Below are 15896 nucleotides of genomic sequence, written 5' to 3' on the forward strand. Positions count from 1 at the left end.
CCGTGACGACCGCGGGGGTGACCGTGGTGGCTTCCGTCGTGACGACCGTCCCTCCGGTGGCTTCCGCCGCGATGACCGTCCGTCGGGTGGTTTCCGTCGCGACGAGCGTCCGTCGGGTGGCTTCAACCGTGACGACCGCGGGGGTGACCGTGGTGGCTTCCGTCGTGACGACCGTCCCTCCGGTGGCTTCCGCCGCGATGACCGTCCGTCGGGTGGTTTCCGCCGTGACGAGCGTCCCTCGGGCGGCAGCGGCTCCTTCGGCGCCCGCCGCGAGGACAAGCCCCGCTGGAAGCGCAACGGCTGACGCCTGAGCGCCCTCTGACGAGGAATCGGCCCCCACAGCACTCCGGTGCGGTGGGGGCCGAGCCCATTTCCGGCCGCTTTCACCCCTCCCGCACCGTGTGGCGGGAAACCGCCGGAGCCACACCCGGCGATACCCGATCGGCCAGCAGCCCCTCTCCGGCTATGCTCTGGGGTGAGCACATGGAGGGCCATTAGCTCAATTGGCAGAGCAGCGGACTTTTAATCCGTTGGTTGTCGGTTCGAGTCCGACATGGCCTACCGCTCGTGGGCGGGGGTTAACCCCTCTGACCTGCTACTGAGCGCCCCACCCGGTTTCGGCCAGGTGGGGCGCTCAGTCGTTTCCGGGCCCGTGCGCGAGCGATGCGTGAGCGGACGGCCCGTCATCGCCTGGTCAGGAGGCTGCCGGGCGGGCACGAGGCACCAGCTGGGCCGCCGCTTCTGCGGCTGCCTGGTCGACCTCGGGGAGCAGGCTCGTGTACGTGTCCGAGGTCAGGGTGATCGTGGAGTGCCGGAGCGTCTCCTTGATCGTGTGGAGGCCGCCGCCACCGCCGTGGGTGACACCGGGTTGAACGTGATGGGCTGCCGGCGGATCGCTCCGTTCAGCGCGGCGCGCAGCGTGCGACGGATGCTCTGCCGGGTCGCCGGGTTCGACGCGACTTCCAGCGGTGTCAGGCATCGTTGGCTATCAGTGGACTCCAGAGGCAGCCCACACTTAGGTCCGAGCCTCACCCTCGGCGTTTCAGCGCCCGTGCCAGGCGGGGGAGCTCGTCGTGGAGTAGTCGGCCGGCGAGCGCCCCGCCGAATACGACGACGCCAACGCCGACCAGCCAGGACTGGATGACCAGGACCGTTCCGAACGGGCCGTAGGAGACGGCGCTGGATGCGATCAGCGGTGAGAACACGAGCCGGGAGAAGAGTCTGAGGCCGAGCAGCCCGAGCATGGTGGCGATCGCCCCGGGCAGCAGGGTGGCCCAGGCGATGCGGCCGCCGAGCAGGAGCCGTTGGGACCACCAGAAGAACAGGGTGCCGCTCAGCACCGTGACCACCCCGCGGGCCGAGGATTCCCGCCACAGGGGTGTGATCGCGGACAGGAAGAGGATGCCGATGAGGACGGCGAGCCACAGCACGTGCCGCCACCTGGCCCACCAGCGGGCCGGGGACAGATCCCAGATCTTCTCGTAGCCGCTCTGTATCGCCGCCCCGAACGACAGACCGAACACGGCGAGGACGGCGAGGCCGAACGCCGTCGTGGTCCGCCACGCCTGGCCCGGCAGGGCGAACAACCGCTCGATCTCCCCTCTGGCCGCTGTGGAGACGCCGAGCCCGTCTCCCAGCCACTGCGCGAATCCCCGTCCGCTCGCCGGATCGGCCGCCGACACGACGATCAGTAGCGGCACCAGTGTCAGGAATCCGAGCGCCGCGAATCCCAGTGAAAGCTGCGACAGGTCGATATCGCTGCCCCGCCCCCACCTGCGTCCGGCCCGCGAGCGGCGGATCGCGCTGCGCAGGCGCCCGAACGGAGACAAGCGGCCCACGGCATCGTTCGAGACCCCCTCGCTAGGGCACACTTGGGCGTGTCTCCGAGCCCGGGGCCTCGGCCGGCCGCTCTGCCGAGGTGCCGTGCTCAGGGGCTTTGCGCCAGCGGGCTTCGCAGAACGAGTAGAGGCCGAACAGCAGGAGGCCCACCGCCGCGGCGATCAGCAGCACGGGCCCGGCGGGCGTGGCGGCGAACGAACGCAACGTCTCGTCCATGCCCTTGGCTTCGCCGGGATCGAACCGCACCGCGGCCAGCACGACGAACAGCCCGGCCACCGCCGCGACCACGCCGGTCGCCACGCCGCCGACGACGCCCAGCCCCGCGACGACCCGCCGCGTCACCGGGCTCATCTCGCCCGTCCGGAGGTTCTGCTCGAACTTCCGCATCAGGCTCCGGACCACGATCACCACGCCGACGATGACCAGGACGGCTCCGACCACACCGACGAGCACCCGCCCGAGGGGCCAGGTCAGCACCCTCGCGGTGTAGTCCTTCGACGTCTCATCGCCGGGCCGGCCCCCGGCGGACCCGCCGACCAGCGCGGTCTGCACCACACCGATACAGATCACGGTGTAGAAGACCGCCAACCCCGAAGAGCCCAGGCGCCGGGTCCACTTGTCACCGCCCGTCACCGCCTGCCCGAATGCGGCCTCGGACAACCGCCACAGCGCCATCGCCGCCAGCCCCACCACCAGCGCCCACAGCAGTACCCGGCCGAACGGCTGCTCACCGATGGTCCGCACCGCGCCGGACCGGTCGGCCTCCTTGCCGCTGTCGCCGCCGAAACCCATCTGCACGGCCAGCAGCCCCACCAGCACATAGATCACTCCCCGGGCGCAGAGTCCGACCCGGGACAGGACCTCCACGGCGCGGCTGTTGGACATACGACGCCCTTGGGACCTGGCGTGGGCGACACCCTTCTTGATGGCCATACGTGGCACCTCCGGGGCTCTGTCGTGAGGCCGGCAGGGCGGGCGCAGTGGTCAGTGCTTGAAGGCGTCCTTGATCTTCGCCCCGGCCTGCTTGGCGTTGCCCTTGACCTGGTCACCACGGCCTTCGGCCCGCAGGTGCCAGCTGCCGGTGACACGGCCGACGGTCTTCTTGGCGCCGCCCTTGACCGCTTCGGCCTTGTGCGCGATCTTCTTGCCGATACTCATCGGTGGTCACCCTTCACAAGTCGTGCGCCGGTACGCGGCCGCCTACCGGGGCTCCGATCGGCGCTTGAACGGGTTGAGCCCCCTCCGGTGCTCTCCGTCCGGCTCGGGCGCTCGCCCACCATCGCGTGTGGGCGGGGCAATGCCACGCTGGTCGACGACGTCTTCGCGCCCCTGGTCGGCAGCGGCCGTCTCGCGACGCGCGGTGCGTCCCGGGCGAGCGTCGTGGCCGCGGCGAGGGGTACGCCGGGCACCAGCCAGGAGAAGACTCAGCCCGAGCAGGGCCACGGCCCCGACGACGATGCCGTAGAGGAACAGCGTGCCGGTGGAGCCGGTGACCTCGTGGCCGAATACGGAGAACCCGCCGGTCAGCTCGTGGGCGCTGCCGTCGTTGGTAACGACGCCGGCCACACCGACGATCAGCGCGGCGATCAGGAGGACGAGTCCGAGGATGACGAGCATGGCGCGCTCCAGAGGTCCGCTCGCTGTCTCTCCACGGTAGGACAGTCCTGCCCGGGAAGCCACAGCCAGAGGGCGGGAAGACCCCCTCCGACCTGGCTCTGAGCGCCCCTCCGGTTTCGGCCGGACGGGGCGCTCCGTGCGTTGTGGACCCGCACGGTCCGCCATGGGCGGACGACACGCGGGGGACGTACTCCTTCGGACCATTCCCGCTGGGCCATCGCGCTGATTGGGCCGCGCGCCTCCTGGCCGACGCGAGCCTCCCGGTCAAATCATGTGAAAGGAGGCTCAATCACGCGCTTCCGGACCCATCTCTTCGGTTCCACAAGGAGCAACACGCATGAGTCCTGAGAATAGGACCGCATCCCGTCTCGGTCCGCTTCCCCGCCAGGCGCGCTGGCTCGCCGGCGGCGCGGCGGCCTCACTGGCCGTCGTGGTGCTGGGTCTCGGCAGCCCGGCGCTGGCGTTCGGTGCCGGCCCGCTGCCGGCGGCGCCCGCCGGGGCGTCCGGCCTCGACCGGTGCAAGGACCACGACCACGACCACGGCGACCACGACGACGACGACGGCGGCAAGGCGGCCGCCCGTGACGTCGCGAGCGGCGGCGGCCAGAAGTCGAAGGACGACGACTGTGAGCGGGGCCCGCGCGGCCCGCGGGGCCCGAAGGGTCCGAAGGGCGACACCGGGCCGACGGGACCGACCGGCGCGACGGGTGCCACGGGTGCGACGGGTGCGACGGGTGCCACCGGTGCGACGGGAGCGACGGGGGCCACCGGAGCCCCCGGGTGTGGCATCGGCGTCGGCGCCGTCCTGCCCAACGACACGGAAGAGTTCGCCGTCGTCCTGTTCAACGGGATCACGTACGGCGGGCACCGGGACGACCCGCAGACGGGCCCCTACAGGTTCGAGGACCTCACCAACCCCGCGCAGAACCCCGGGTATCCCGACCCCTCCGTCGTCTGCGGCGCCGCCATTTCGTCGCACGGCCCGGTGACGAACTTCAAGGTGATGACCTCGACCGGGTTCCTGTACGAGCTCCAGTGCACGTCCAACGGGGTGACCCTGGACTGCGGGTCCACCGCGCCCGGGGACCAGAGGCCCTGGAACGTGGTTCCTCCCCAGTTCGTGGCCAGCGGGCCCTTCCTGGCCGGCACCGCGCCCGCACGTCCCGGCTTCGGGGGAGCGGACAAGGGACTCTCGAAGAGCGGCAAGCGGTCCTGACCCGCTCCGGAACCCGCTGACCGTGCCGCGCCCGGGGCTTCCCGGGCGCGGCACGGCGCTTCCTTTTACGGCTCTGACCTGCGGTGATGTCCTTCAGGAGGGGGGTTGGACGGTTAATTGGCGAGAGCCGTCCCCCGGATGCCGTAGAGTTGGGTTTACCGACGCGGGGTGGAGCAGCTCGGTAGCTCGCTGGGCTCATAACCCAGAGGTCGCAGGTTCAAATCCTGTCCCCGCTACTGAAGACGAAGGCCCGGATCCATGGGATCCGGGCCTTCGTCGTGTCCGCTCACCCGACCGGCCCGGTCCGGTCGCCGTGCGGGGGCCGGACCGCCAGCCTTGAGGGGCGGGGTGACCGGGCGGCAGGAGAGCGGCGTGGGGCTGGGCCGGCAGGGCAACGGCGGGAGCGGGGACGGTGCCGCCCGGCGGGTGGTGCGGGTCCTGCCCGTGCTGCTCATCCTGCTCGGGCTGGCCTTCGACCTGCTGACCCCGCCCAGCTTCACGGGCTCCCCCTTCTTCTCCGCGGCCCCGCTGGTCGCGGCCCCGCTGTTCACCCTCGGCGCGACCGCGCTGACCGGGCTCGGGGCCTCCGCGGCGGTCGTGGGCCTGCACATCTACAACGGCACCAGCTGGAAGGCGGAGGCGCTGACCGAGCTGGTGACCGTCCTGACCGTCTCCGGGCTGGCCCTGCTGATCAACCGGGTCGTCCGGCGCAGCGGCGAGCGGCTCGCGTCGGCGCGCGGGATCGCCGAGGCGGCGCAGCGGGCCGTGCTGCCGACCCCGGCCGAGCGGATCGGGGGGCTGCACGTCGCCGCCCGGTACGAGGCCGCGCAGGCCGACGCCTTCATCGGCGGGGACCTCTACGCCGTGCAGGACACCCCGTACGGGGTACGGCTCGCGGTGGGCGACGTACGGGGCAAGGGGCTGGGGGCGGTGGAGGCCGTCGCGGTGGTGCTGGGGGCCTTCCGGGAGGCGGCGGAGACCGAGCCGACCCTGGAGGGGCTCGCGCAGCGGCTGGAGCGGGCGCTGGCCCGCGAAGGCACCCGCCGCGACGGCCTGGACGCGGTGGAGGGGTTCACCACCTGCGTGCTCGGGGAGATCCCGGCCGGCGCCGAGCTGTTGCGGCTGGTCAACCGTGGACACCCCGAGCCGCTGCTGCTGTACGCGGACGGGGGTCTGGCGGTGCTGGCCCCGGCCGAGCCCGCGCTGCCGCTCGGCCTGGGCGAGCTGGCGGCGGGCCGGGCGGCCGCGGCCGAGGAGTGGCCCTTCCCGCCGGGGAGCACCCTGCTGCTGTTCACGGACGGGCTGACGGAGGCGCGGGACGCGGCGGGGGCCTTCTACGATCCGGCGGTCCGGCTGCGGGGGCGGGTCTTCCCGGGGCCGGACGAGGTGCTGAGCGCGCTCAGCAGCGACGTGCGGCGGCACACGGGCGGCGGGGCCACCGATGACATGGCGCTGCTGGCGGTGGGGCGGTCGGGGGAGGGGCAGCCGGAGCGGAGGCGGACCGTGCCGGTGGTGCCCCGCGAGGACGAGCCCGGTGACCGTGCGTAGCTCACAGGAGGCTCTGCGCAAGGGAGTTGACGGCCGGCCATTTGGCCGCTGTGGCTGAAGTGATGGGGGAGGCGGGGGCTTTTTGCCGGAGTTGCTCTTCTATGCGGCGAATGTGGTGGCCAAAGGCGTTCGGGGGGTGGCCGATTGGCGTTAACGATCATTCGCGTCGGCTTGGAATCACTCCCCTACGTCTATTACCGTTTGATAACGCAGCGCGGTCGTCCAGTCGTCGTCCTCGACGGCTCCCGTGCGTGTTCTCGCCCATGAGGAGTGTGCCCGGTGGCCTCCAACTCGCCTGCCCCTGAAGGCATCGAAATCCAGGAGACGCCCACCGCAGGTGCCTGGGGCGAGTGGAATCCGACGGAGGACTCGGCGCGTCCGCTCCGGGGCAAGCACCGGGTCCTCAAGCCGCGCGGCGGACTCGCCCGCAGCTCGACCGTGCTCGGCGTCGGCGTGATCGCGGCGGTCGGCGCAGGCGGTATCGCCACCGCCCAGGACCGCCCCCAGGTCGCCATATCCATGCCCTCGATCCCCGACCTGCTGGGCGGCGGGCACTCCGCGGCGGACGACGTGCGGACGGACTCCGCGACCGTTCCGCAGCAGGCCGCCGGGCAGCAGGCCGTCCAGGCCCAGGGGCACTCCGACGCGGGCGAGGCGCTGCGCCACCGCATCCTCCAGCAGGCCGAGTCGCAGCAGGACGCCGCCGAGGCCCAGGCCCGGGCGGACGCCGAGCGGGCCGCGCGCGAGAGCGCCGCGCAGGAGGCCCGCGGCCAGAAGGAAGCGGCCGACAAGGAGGCCGAGGCGGTCCGCGCGGCCGCCGAGAAGGCCGCTGCCGAGAAGGCCGCCGCGGACAAGGCCGCCGCCGAAGGGCAGACGGGCACCCAGGGCGCCACCGACACCGGATCGGGCGGCAGTCCGGTCGTGAAGACCTCGGGCGGCTGGTCCCTGCCGACCTCCTCCTACACCCTCACCTCGCACTACGGGGACTCCGGCTCCATGTGGTCCTCCGGCTACCACACCGGCCTCGACTTCGCCGCGCCGACCGGAACCCCGGTCAAGGCCGTGGGCGGCGGGAAGGTCATCTCGGCCGGCTGGTCGGGGGCCTACGGCTACCGGATCGTGCTCCAGCTCGCTGACGGCACCGAGGTCTGGTACTGCCACCTTTCCTCGATGTCCGTGACCTCCGGGTCGGTCGGCGCGGGCGAGACCATCGGCCGGGTCGGCGCGACCGGCAACGTCACCGGCGCCCACCTGCACCTCGAAGTACGCATGGGCGGCTCGACGGTCGACCCGCTGGCGTGGCTGACCGCCCGGGGCCTCGACGTCTGAGCCGGGGCCCCCGCGGGGTCACACCGGGGCGGCGGAGAGCTCCGGCCGCCTCGGGGCCGGTACGGCGACCGGCACGGCCGCCGGCCCGGGGCGCGCATGGCGCCCGGGCACCGGATCGAACCTCGGCGGCAGCAGCTCCTCCAGCACCGCCGCCCGGGCCAGGGCGGGCGCGGCCGTCGCCCGCCGCAGCCACAGCCGGCGCAGCAACTCCCGCTCCCGCCCGGCGAAATCAGGGTCACCGGCCGGACCTGCGAGCCGGGCGCTCCGGCGCAGCAGGGCCAGGGCGGCGGCGTCCGCCGCGTACCGGGACACCGCGCGGGCGGCGGGACGGCCCCCGGTGCTGCGGGCCAGGGCCCGCGCCAGGGAGCGGGCCGGCATCGAAGCCAGCGCCGGCACCTCCGCCGGGCCGATCCAGCCCGCGGCCGCGTACACCGACAGCTCGGCGGCGACGGCCCGCAGACGCTGGCGCCGCATCCGCACCGCCAGCCACAGCAGCAGCCCGAACACCGGGACCATGACGCAGCCGTAGACCCAGTAGAACCCGTACTTCCCCACATGGGAGGAGCCGTTCCACAGCGCGTGCATGGCCATCGCCAGGGCGAGGCCCAGCAGCGGCAGGCCGGTCCGGCGCGCACGACGGGCGCTGAACGCGGCCATGCCGAAGCCGAGGCCCGTCAGCACGGTGAACAGGGGGTGCGCGAACGGCGAGAGCACGACCCGGACGAAGAAGGTCGCCGCCGTCACCGAGTCCAGCACGCCCGCACCCTTGGCCAGGTCCTCCTCGAAGGCGTTGCCGAGGTAGAGGACGTTCTCGGTGAAGGCGAAGCCGGTCGCGGTGAACCCGGCGAACACGAAACCGTCGGCGGCGCCGGCGGACGGCGGTCTTCGCAAGACGAACACCGCGCACAGGGCCGCCGCCTTGGCGCACTCCTCCACGACCGGGGCCACCGCCACCGAGCCGAGCAGATCGGCCGCCGAGGGGTCGGAGGCCGCGGCCATCCACTCCGTGGCGAAGCTGTTGGCCAGTATCGCGATCAGCGCCGCGGTGCAGGCCCCCCAGCCGAAGCAGAACAGCAACTGCCGCCAGGGGCCGGGCGCGGCCCGGCCGAGCCACCGGAAGGCCGCCATCAGCGGCGGCACCGGCAGCAGGGCCAGGCCGAGGCCTACGAAGAACCCGGCCGTACCGGTCTGCTCCCGTACGAGTTCGAGGATGGCGACCCCGGTCGCGGTGAGCAGGGCGACGAGCACGCACACGCGGGCCGTGCCCGACGTGCGTGCGAGCACACGGGAGAGCGGGAGCGCTCGGAGCACATGATGACCCTACCGAGTCGCTCGGACACTCGGAGTGACGTTTATCCGTTCTTGGGTTCTGCGTTGTGTTCTGTGCGAGTGAAGAGGAGGTCGTGTACGACGTGGCCCTTGTCGAGGCCCTGGCCCTCGAAACGGGTGAGCGGACGGAACTCCGGGCGCGGGGCGTAGCCGCCGTCGGCCTGGGTGTTCTCGAACTCCGGGTGCGCCGTGAGCACTTCGAGCATCTGCTCGGCGTACGGCTCCCAGTCCGTCGCGCAGTGCAGCAGCGCGCCGGGTGCCATGCGGGTGGCGGCCAGGTCGAGGAACTCGGGCTGGATCAGTCGGCGCTTGTGGTGACGGGCCTTGGGCCACGGGTCCGGGAAGTACACGCGCATCCCCGCGAGGGAGGCGGGCGGCAGCATCTCGCGGAGCAGGATGATGGCGTCGCCGTTGGCCACGCGGACGTTGGTCATCCCGCCGCGCTCGGCGAGGGCGAGGAGGTTGCCCTGGCCGGGGGTGTGCACGTCGGCGGCGAGGATGCCGGTGCCGGGGTCGGCGGCGGCCATCTGGGCGGTGGCCTCGCCCATGCCGAAGCCGATCTCCAGGACGACGGGGAGGCCGTCGAAGAGCTTGTCGAGGTCGATCACCTCGCGGCCGTCGATGTCCAGGCCCCAGGTGCCCCACAGCCGCTTCAGCGCCTCGCCCTGGCCGGTGGTGACCCGGCTGCGGCGCGGCTGGAAGCTGCGGATCCGGCGCTCGTGGTGCGACCCGGCGGGGTCGGGCGCGGGACCGTCGGGGAAGCGGGGCTCGGTCCGCCACTTGGGCGGCACGTACGCGTCTGCCTCTGCCTCCGGCGGGGCGTCGGGGAGGCTGGGCTGGGGGTTCAGGGACTCAGACACAATGCGCCGATTCTACGCCGGGGGCGGGTGCCGCTGCCCTGGCCGGGCGTTTGGCGGGGGCGGGGGATGGGCGGTGCCGCCTGGGGGCGGGGTCCGGGGCGGAGCCCCAGGGAACGGCGGCCGGGCCGGGCGGGGGTTAGGCGGAGCGGAGGGTGTGGAGGGCGCGGGTGGCGATTTCGCGGCCGATGGGGAGGGACGCGGTCGCCGCAGGCGAGGGGGCGTTCAGGACGTGCACCGTCCGCGGCGCCTCGCGGATGAGGAAGTCGTCGACCAGCGTCCCGTCCCGCAGGACGGCCTGCGCCCGGACCCCCGCCGCGGCCGGCGTCAGGTCCGCCTCCGTGACACCGGGCAGCAGGCGCCGTACGGCCTCCGTGAAGGCCGCCTTCGACAGGGAGCGGTGGATCTCGCCGGCCCCGTACCGCCAGTGCCGCGCGGCCATCCGCCAGGATCCCGGCCAGGCCAGCTCGGTGCCGAGGTCGCGCGGCCGGACCGTCCGCCAGCGGTAGCCCTCGCGGGCCAGCGCCGGCACGGCGTTCGGTCCGACGTGGACGCCGCCGCCGATGCCCCGCGTGAGGTGCACCCCGAGGAAGGGGAACGCCGGGTCCGGTACCGGGTAGACCAGGCCCCGGACCAGCTCCGGGCGCGCCAGGTCGTGGTACTCGCCCCGGAAGGGAATGATCCGCATGCCCGGGTCGTCACCGGCCAGCCGCGCGATCCGGTCGCACTGCAGGCCCGCGCAGTTCACCAGCACCCGCGCCCGCACCACCCGCCCCGAGGTCGTGCGTACCGCCACCGCGGAGGGGCGGCGCGAGATCAGGTCCACCTCCGCCCCGTAGACGATCTCCGCCCCGGAGGACTCGGCCAGCTGCGCGGCCACCTGTCCGTAGTCCACGATCCCGGTGGTGCCGACGTGGATCGCCGCGAGCCCGCTGATCTCCGGCTCGTACTCCGCGATCTGCGCCGGACCCAGCTCGCGCACCGGGATGCCGTTCTCCCGGCCGCGCTGGACCAGCGCGTGCAGGCGGGGCAGCTCGGAGCGGTCGGTGGCGACGATCAGCTTGCCGGTGACCTCGTGCGCGATGCCGTGCTCCGCGCAGAACTTCACCATCTCGGCCGCCCCGCGCACCGCGAACCGCGCCTTGAGGGAGCCGGGGCGGTAGTAGATGCCGCTGTGGATCACTCCGCTGTTGCGGCCCGTCTGGTGCCGGGCGGGCCCGGACTCCTTCTCCAGTACGGTCACGCGGGTCCCGGGAGCCAGGCTCGACAGGGCATGCGCCGTCGACAGGCCGACGATCCCGCCACCGATCACCAGCACATCGCAGTCCACACCGCCGCCCACGCTGACACCTCCCACCCCTGCATCTTGCACCCCGCCACCGACAATAGGGGCTACGCGGGAGTCACCAGCAGCGGCCGGGCCCGTTCGCGGAGCTCCGCGACGCGGGGCTCGTCCCCGTACGGTTCGAGGCGGTGCAGCAGGTCCCGTACGTACTCGGTGGTGCGCGCCGAGGAGATGCGGCCCGCGACCTCCACGGCCCGGGTGCCGGCCGCGCAGGCCGCGTCGAGGTTGCCCGACTCCAGCTCGGCGACGGCGCTCACCACCAGGCGCAGGCCGTGCGAGCGCACGTACTCCTCGGTCGGGCGAGAGAGGGCCTGCTCGGTGAAGCGGCGGACCTGCCGGGGGAGTTTGAGGTCCCGGTAGCATTCCGCCGCATCCGCCGCGAAACGGTCGTACGAGTAGAAACCCAGCCAAGTCGGGTCGGCGTCGCCCTGACGGGACCGTTCCAGCCAGCCCTCGGCGGCGCGCAGCGCCGACCCGGCCGCCGCCGAGTCCCCCGCCTTCGCGTGCGCGCGGGCCTCGACGAGGCGGAAGAAGCTCATGGTGCGGGCGGTGGCCAGGCCGCGGTTGCGTTCGACGGCCGCCTGGGCGAGGTCCACGCCCTCGTCCGGGAAGTCCCGGTAGGTCGCCTGCAGGGACATCGAGGCCAGGACGTACCCGCCGAGCGGCACGTCGGCGGCCGCGCGGGCCAGGCGCAGCGCCTGGATGTAGTAGCGCTGGGCAGCCTCCTGCTGCCCCGTGTCGAAGGCCATCCACCCGGCCAGCCGGGTCAGTTCGGCGGTCGCCCCGAAGAGGGCGCGGCCCACCTCGTCGGTGTAGGAGCCGAGCAGCAGCGGCGCCGCGTCCACCCGCAGGCACTCGGGGACCATCGACGAACGCCAGTCCCCGCCGCCGTACTTGGAGTCCCAGCGGCGCGCGTCCTCGGCGGCCTCGCGCAGCTTGGTCACGTCGCTGTGGCCGACGCGCTGCGGGGAGGCGTCCGAGAGCACCACGGGCACGGCAGGCGCGGTTTCGGGTCCGGACTGGGCGGGCACAACGCCCTGCGCGGGGGTTTCGGACGCGCGCCGGGGCGCGGCGACGGAGGTGGTACGCACCGGAGCCGCCGTACGTACGCCACCGCTCGCGGGGACGGTGGTGCCCACGGCGGCGGGCGGGCCCGGGTCGGTCGCGGGGGCCGGTTCGCGGGCCACCGAGCCGTCCGCCGGCGATATCAGCCACCGCGAGGCCGGCGTCGCGTACGCCGACACCGAGAAGGAACCGGCGAGCGACTGCCAGATCCCGCCACCGCCGCGCCGCCCCGCGAGGTCCAGCCGGTAGAGGTCGGTCGCCGACCGTACGGCCGCGCCGATGTCGCGCGGGAAGGCCAGCCCGACCTCGGGCGCGGGATCGGCGTCCGCCAGCCCGATCTCGTGCAGCGGCACGGGCCGGCCCAGCTTCGCCCCGATCGCGGCGGCGATCAGGTGCGGGGCCGCGCCCTGCGGCACCATCCCCTTCGACACCCACCGCGCGACCGAGGTCTTGTCGTACCGGAGCGTCAGACCCCGCTGCGCACCGAGGTCGTTGACCCGCCGGGCCAGCCCCGCGTTGCTGATGCCCGCCAGGGCGAGGACGGCGCCGAGCTTCTCGTTGGGCTCGCGGAGCTCCCTGGACATGCGCCACCCCTCGTCACACGCGGAACGCAGACGCCGCCGGGGCATAGGCGCCCGGCATTTCGTAAACCCAGCGTAGTTCCCCGCCTCCCAAGCGTTAAGGCCCCGAGTTCCGTATGGCGGGATTGTTGTCCGTATGCACAGTCCGCCGGGGCCCGCTCCCCGGGGCGCACGCCTCGGATCGTGCTCCGGCCGTGTGGCCGTGCGCCCGGCCGTGCGCTCTGGCCGCACCCGGGGCCCGGCGATTCGATGTGCGGTGCGTGGGTCGGCCCGCCGCGTGGATCCGGCAGGCCGGGGGATGCCGCTGCCTCAATCCCCGCGGGTGGCGGAACGGTCCGGGGGGCGGAATACCGCCCCCCGGACCGCGCCCCGCGGCTTCCCGCCGCTGCCCGCGCGAGGACGCGTACGGGCACTCAGTACGGCCGAAGAATGGCCGAAACCGACCTATGGGGCGCTGGGAACGGAACGCCAAATACCGAGTGGACAAGGCGTGTTCGTTGACCCGTGCGCCCCCGAAGCCGCTCCCGCACGCCCGTCTCGTGGCAGCATGGACCCCGAGCCACCGGGGTCCCGCCGGCCGCGCCCTCAGCGCCGACCACGTCGTCCGTGCCGCCCGTTTCCCCGGTCATGTGCCCACGGGCTGGGGGAGGCGGCGGTGCGCTGGTTGGTCGGGTGGAGCAGTATCGCCGCGAGCTTCGGTACGGCCGGACGCGTCTCCGGAGCGCCCGGCGGCACCGCGTACGGATCCGCGCACGGGTCCGCGTACGACTCCCCCCGCGACCGGCCGTACGAGGACCCCCCGCGCGGCGGCATCGCCGACGCCGCCCACGCCGACGACCCGGCCGGCCAGGACGCCGAACGCACCGTCCACCCCGTCGGCGCCCAGCTCCTGTGGGGCGACCCCGACCCGCTGTGGGCCGTCGGCGACTGGCGCCCCGACGAGGTCCGCACCGTCACCGCCGACCCCGCCGACCCCTTCACCCGGCTCGTCGTCCTGGGCTGCTGCGGCGCCTCCGACGAAGAACTCCGCCGCGCCCTCTACGCCGCCCGCGGCGGCGCCCTGCGCCACCTCACCGAATGGCCCGGCAGCTACACCGCCGTCGTCCAGGCCGGCCGCCGCATCACCGTCCTCGGCGACCTCGCCGGCGCCCGGCCCGTCTTCTACACCCCCTGGGCCGGCGGGACCGCGTACGCCACCGCCGCCCTCCCCCTGGCCGACCTCATCGGCGCACAGCTCGACATCGGCCACCTCGCCGCCCTGCTGGCCTGCCCCGACAGCCCCGAGGCACTGGGCGACGGCACACCGTACGCCGGCGTCCGGCGCATCCCGCCCGGGCACACCCTCATCCTGCGCGAGGGCTCCCGGGAGATCACCGGCTACGAACCCGTCGCCTCCCTCGCCGTGGCCGCACCCGAAGCCGACCCCGAGGGGGCGGTCGAGGGAGTGCGGGAAGCGTTGACGGCAGCGGTGCGCGCCCGGCTCACGGCACCCCGGCATGCTCCCGACACCCTGCTCCCCGACCCCGGACCCGTGCCCGGAATGGGCCCCGCCGACCGCCGCGCCGCCCGCGGCGCCCCCGCCCCCGGCGTCGGCGCCGACCTCTCCGGCGGCACCGCCTCCGCCACCCTCGCCCTGCTCGCCGCCGGACTCCCCGGTGCCCCCGGCACCCTCCCCGGCACCGGATCCCGCCTCCTCGCCGTCACCTTCAACGACCTCGCCACCCCGCGCGGCCGCGAAGGCGAACTCGAACGCGCCCACGCCCTCGCCGCCGACCCCCGGCTCCACCACGTCGTCGTGGCCGCCGCCGACGAAGCCCTCCCCTACACCGACCTCGACGGCCCCCTCACCGACGAACCCGGCCCCTGCCTCGTCACCGCCGCCCGCGACCGGCGCCGCCTCGCCGCCGGCTCCGCCGACCACTTCACCGGGCACGGCGCCCGCCAGGTCCTCGACGCCCACCCCGCCCGCATGGCGGACCTCCTCCTAGACCGCAGACGCCGCCACCTGCTGCGCCCCGTCGCCGCCCTCGCCCGCTCCGCCGCCGAAGGCCCCCTGTTCGTCCCCTTCTCCGTCTACTCGGCCGCCCGCCGCCTCGCCCGTACGCCGTACCGCGCGGGCATCGAAGCGGCCGCGGCCCGGCTGCGCGAGGGCGGCGTCGCCACCGCCGTCTCGGGGCCCGTCGACGCCTCCCTGGCCGCCCTGACCTGGTCCCGCCCCGGCCCGGCGGCGGGCTGGCTGACCGGCGAGGCCCTGGCGGAAGTATCGATCCGCCTGCGCGCCGCCGCCGGACGCCCCCCGCTCTCGCTGCGGCCCGGCGAGGCCCGCGCCCGCGCCCTGCTGGCCCGCCACGCCGCCGACCACCGGGTCTTCGAGCAGGCCGTCGAGGTCCGCAGCCAGCGCCTGCACGCCCCGTTCCTCGACAACCAGGTCGTACGGGCCGCGCGCGCCCTGCCGGAGTCCCTGCGGGTGCAGCCCGGGGCCCGCGCCGAGATCCTGCGCAGCGTGCTGGCCTCCGCCGGGGTGCGCGAACTCCCGCCCGGCTGGGGCGTCAGCGCACCCGGCCCGAACGAGACCGCCGCCCGGCTCGGCCTGCGCGCCGCCCTCGGCTCGCTGCTGTCCCTCTTCACCGCCCCGCTGCTGGCCGACGCAGGGCTGATCGAGGCCCGCGTGGTGCAGCAGGCCCTGACCGACGCCGCCGACGGGCGGCCCGTACCGCTCGACGGGCTCGCGGAACTCGTCTCGATGGAACTGTGGCTCCGCCGCCTGATGGCGCGGCGCGGCACCTGCTGGACGGGCACCTCGACGCCCCGCCGCCGCGCGGTCCCACCCCTCCCGGTCCCCCGCCTGACGGGCACCCCGGCGCCACCGCTCCCGCTGCGCTAGTGCTGTGGCCGGAAAGGTTTGCCGGTTCGCGGTGTCCGGTGCGGTGCATCGCAAGGCGGAGGGCCGCGGCTCGTACTGGACGTACTTGCGCGGTCCGACAACGCAGCGAGGTGCCGTGCCGGGCGCCGTGAGGCGGTGAACCTTTCCGGTCACAGCACTAGGCCGGGCCGGGGCTCCGCCGGTTCGAGACGCGGGTCCGGGCGGAGCCCGGGGAACGGGCGAAGGGCGGGTAGGGGACCGGCCCCGGGCAGCGGCGCACCGCCCGCAACCGGCCCGCCCGGGGGGC

12 protein-coding genes, 2 tRNA genes and 2 pseudogenes are annotated in these 15896 nt (G+C 74.2%); 7 read left to right on the plus strand and 9 right to left on the minus strand.

The annotated features are described in order from the left end of the window. Both AB0F18_RS25430 and AB0F18_RS25435 read left to right on the plus strand, forming a co-directional pair. Positions 1-304 (plus strand): annotated as a pseudogene (locus AB0F18_RS25430) (RNA helicase); the annotation flags it as partial. Between the two features lie 184 nt (positions 305-488). Next, a tRNA-Lys gene (locus AB0F18_RS25435) sits at positions 489-561 on the plus strand. 133 nt (positions 562-694) lie between these two features. On the opposite strand, the pseudogene AB0F18_RS25440 reads toward AB0F18_RS25435, so the two are convergent. The 5 genes and pseudogenes from AB0F18_RS25440 to AB0F18_RS25460 all read right to left on the minus strand — a co-directional run. Next, positions 695-862, minus strand: a pseudogene (locus tag AB0F18_RS25440) (site-specific integrase); the annotation flags it as partial. Positions 863-1028: 166 nt separating this feature from the next. Next, entirely contained in the window at positions 1029-1811 is a 783-nt protein-coding gene (locus AB0F18_RS25445) for a ribonuclease BN (RefSeq protein ID WP_362064469.1), read from the minus strand. A gap of 49 nt (positions 1812-1860) precedes the next feature. Continuing rightward, the gene (locus AB0F18_RS25450) at positions 1861-2724 is read right to left on the minus strand and encodes a DUF1206 domain-containing protein (RefSeq protein WP_362064441.1); all 864 of its coding nucleotides are present in this window, start codon (positions 2722-2724) and stop codon (positions 1861-1863) included. 99 nt (positions 2725-2823) lie between these two features. Beyond that, positions 2824-2997, minus strand: a complete 174-nt coding sequence (locus tag AB0F18_RS25455; RefSeq protein WP_362064443.1) for a CsbD family protein — start codon at positions 2995-2997, stop codon at positions 2824-2826. A gap of 42 nt (positions 2998-3039) precedes the next feature. After that, positions 3040-3456: a hypothetical protein gene (locus AB0F18_RS25460; protein ID WP_362064445.1), complete on the minus strand. Its 417-nt coding sequence runs from the start codon at positions 3454-3456 to the stop codon at positions 3040-3042. A 337-nt stretch (positions 3457-3793) separates the two neighbouring features. Here AB0F18_RS25460 and AB0F18_RS25465 point away from each other — a divergent pair, with 337 nt between their 5' ends. From AB0F18_RS25465 to AB0F18_RS25480, 4 genes are all read left to right on the plus strand, one after another. Further along, complete coding sequence (locus AB0F18_RS25465; RefSeq protein ID WP_362064447.1) at positions 3794-4672, plus strand: hypothetical protein; 879 nt, start codon at positions 3794-3796, stop codon at positions 4670-4672. Between the two features lie 162 nt (positions 4673-4834). Next, positions 4835-4908: transfer RNA gene (locus AB0F18_RS25470), tRNA-Met, on the plus strand. Between the two features lie 136 nt (positions 4909-5044). Continuing rightward, positions 5045-6220, plus strand: coding sequence for a PP2C family protein-serine/threonine phosphatase (locus AB0F18_RS25475; RefSeq protein ID WP_362064471.1), 1176 nt, complete (start codon positions 5045-5047; stop codon positions 6218-6220). 309 nt (positions 6221-6529) lie between these two features. Continuing rightward, positions 6530-7549, plus strand: coding sequence for a M23 family metallopeptidase (locus AB0F18_RS25480; protein ID WP_362064473.1), 1020 nt, complete (start codon positions 6530-6532; stop codon positions 7547-7549). 18 nt (positions 7550-7567) lie between these two features. On the opposite strand, the gene AB0F18_RS25485 is transcribed toward AB0F18_RS25480, so the two are convergent. The 4 genes from AB0F18_RS25485 to AB0F18_RS25500 form a co-directional block, all read right to left on the minus strand. Beyond that, on the minus strand, positions 7568-8803 hold the full coding sequence (locus AB0F18_RS25485) for a PrsW family intramembrane metalloprotease (protein ID WP_362064475.1): 1236 nt from the start codon (positions 8801-8803) through the stop codon (positions 7568-7570). Between the two features lie 98 nt (positions 8804-8901). Continuing rightward, positions 8902-9669 (minus strand): tRNA (guanosine(46)-N7)-methyltransferase TrmB, encoded by a 768-nt coding sequence (gene trmB / locus AB0F18_RS25490; RefSeq protein ID WP_362064477.1) that lies wholly within the window; start codon positions 9667-9669, stop codon positions 8902-8904. A 205-nt stretch (positions 9670-9874) separates the two neighbouring features. Continuing rightward, positions 9875-11107 (minus strand): L-2-hydroxyglutarate oxidase, encoded by a 1233-nt coding sequence (gene lhgO / locus AB0F18_RS25495; RefSeq protein WP_362064449.1) that lies wholly within the window; start codon positions 11105-11107, stop codon positions 9875-9877. Between the two features lie 20 nt (positions 11108-11127). Then, positions 11128-12729 carry a sporulation protein gene (locus tag AB0F18_RS25500; protein ID WP_362064451.1) on the minus strand — a complete coding sequence of 534 codons (1602 nt, stop codon included), beginning with the start codon at positions 12727-12729 and terminating at the stop codon, positions 11128-11130. 652 nt (positions 12730-13381) lie between these two features. Between AB0F18_RS25500 and AB0F18_RS25505 the strand changes: the two genes are divergently transcribed. After that, complete coding sequence (locus tag AB0F18_RS25505; RefSeq protein ID WP_362064453.1) at positions 13382-15610, plus strand: asparagine synthase-related protein; 2229 nt, start codon at positions 13382-13384, stop codon at positions 15608-15610. Positions 15611-15896 lie beyond the last annotated feature (286 nt).

It is taken from the genome of Streptomyces sp. NPDC029216 (assembly GCF_040648015.1).
Taxonomy (GTDB): domain Bacteria; phylum Actinomycetota; class Actinomycetes; order Streptomycetales; family Streptomycetaceae; genus Streptomyces.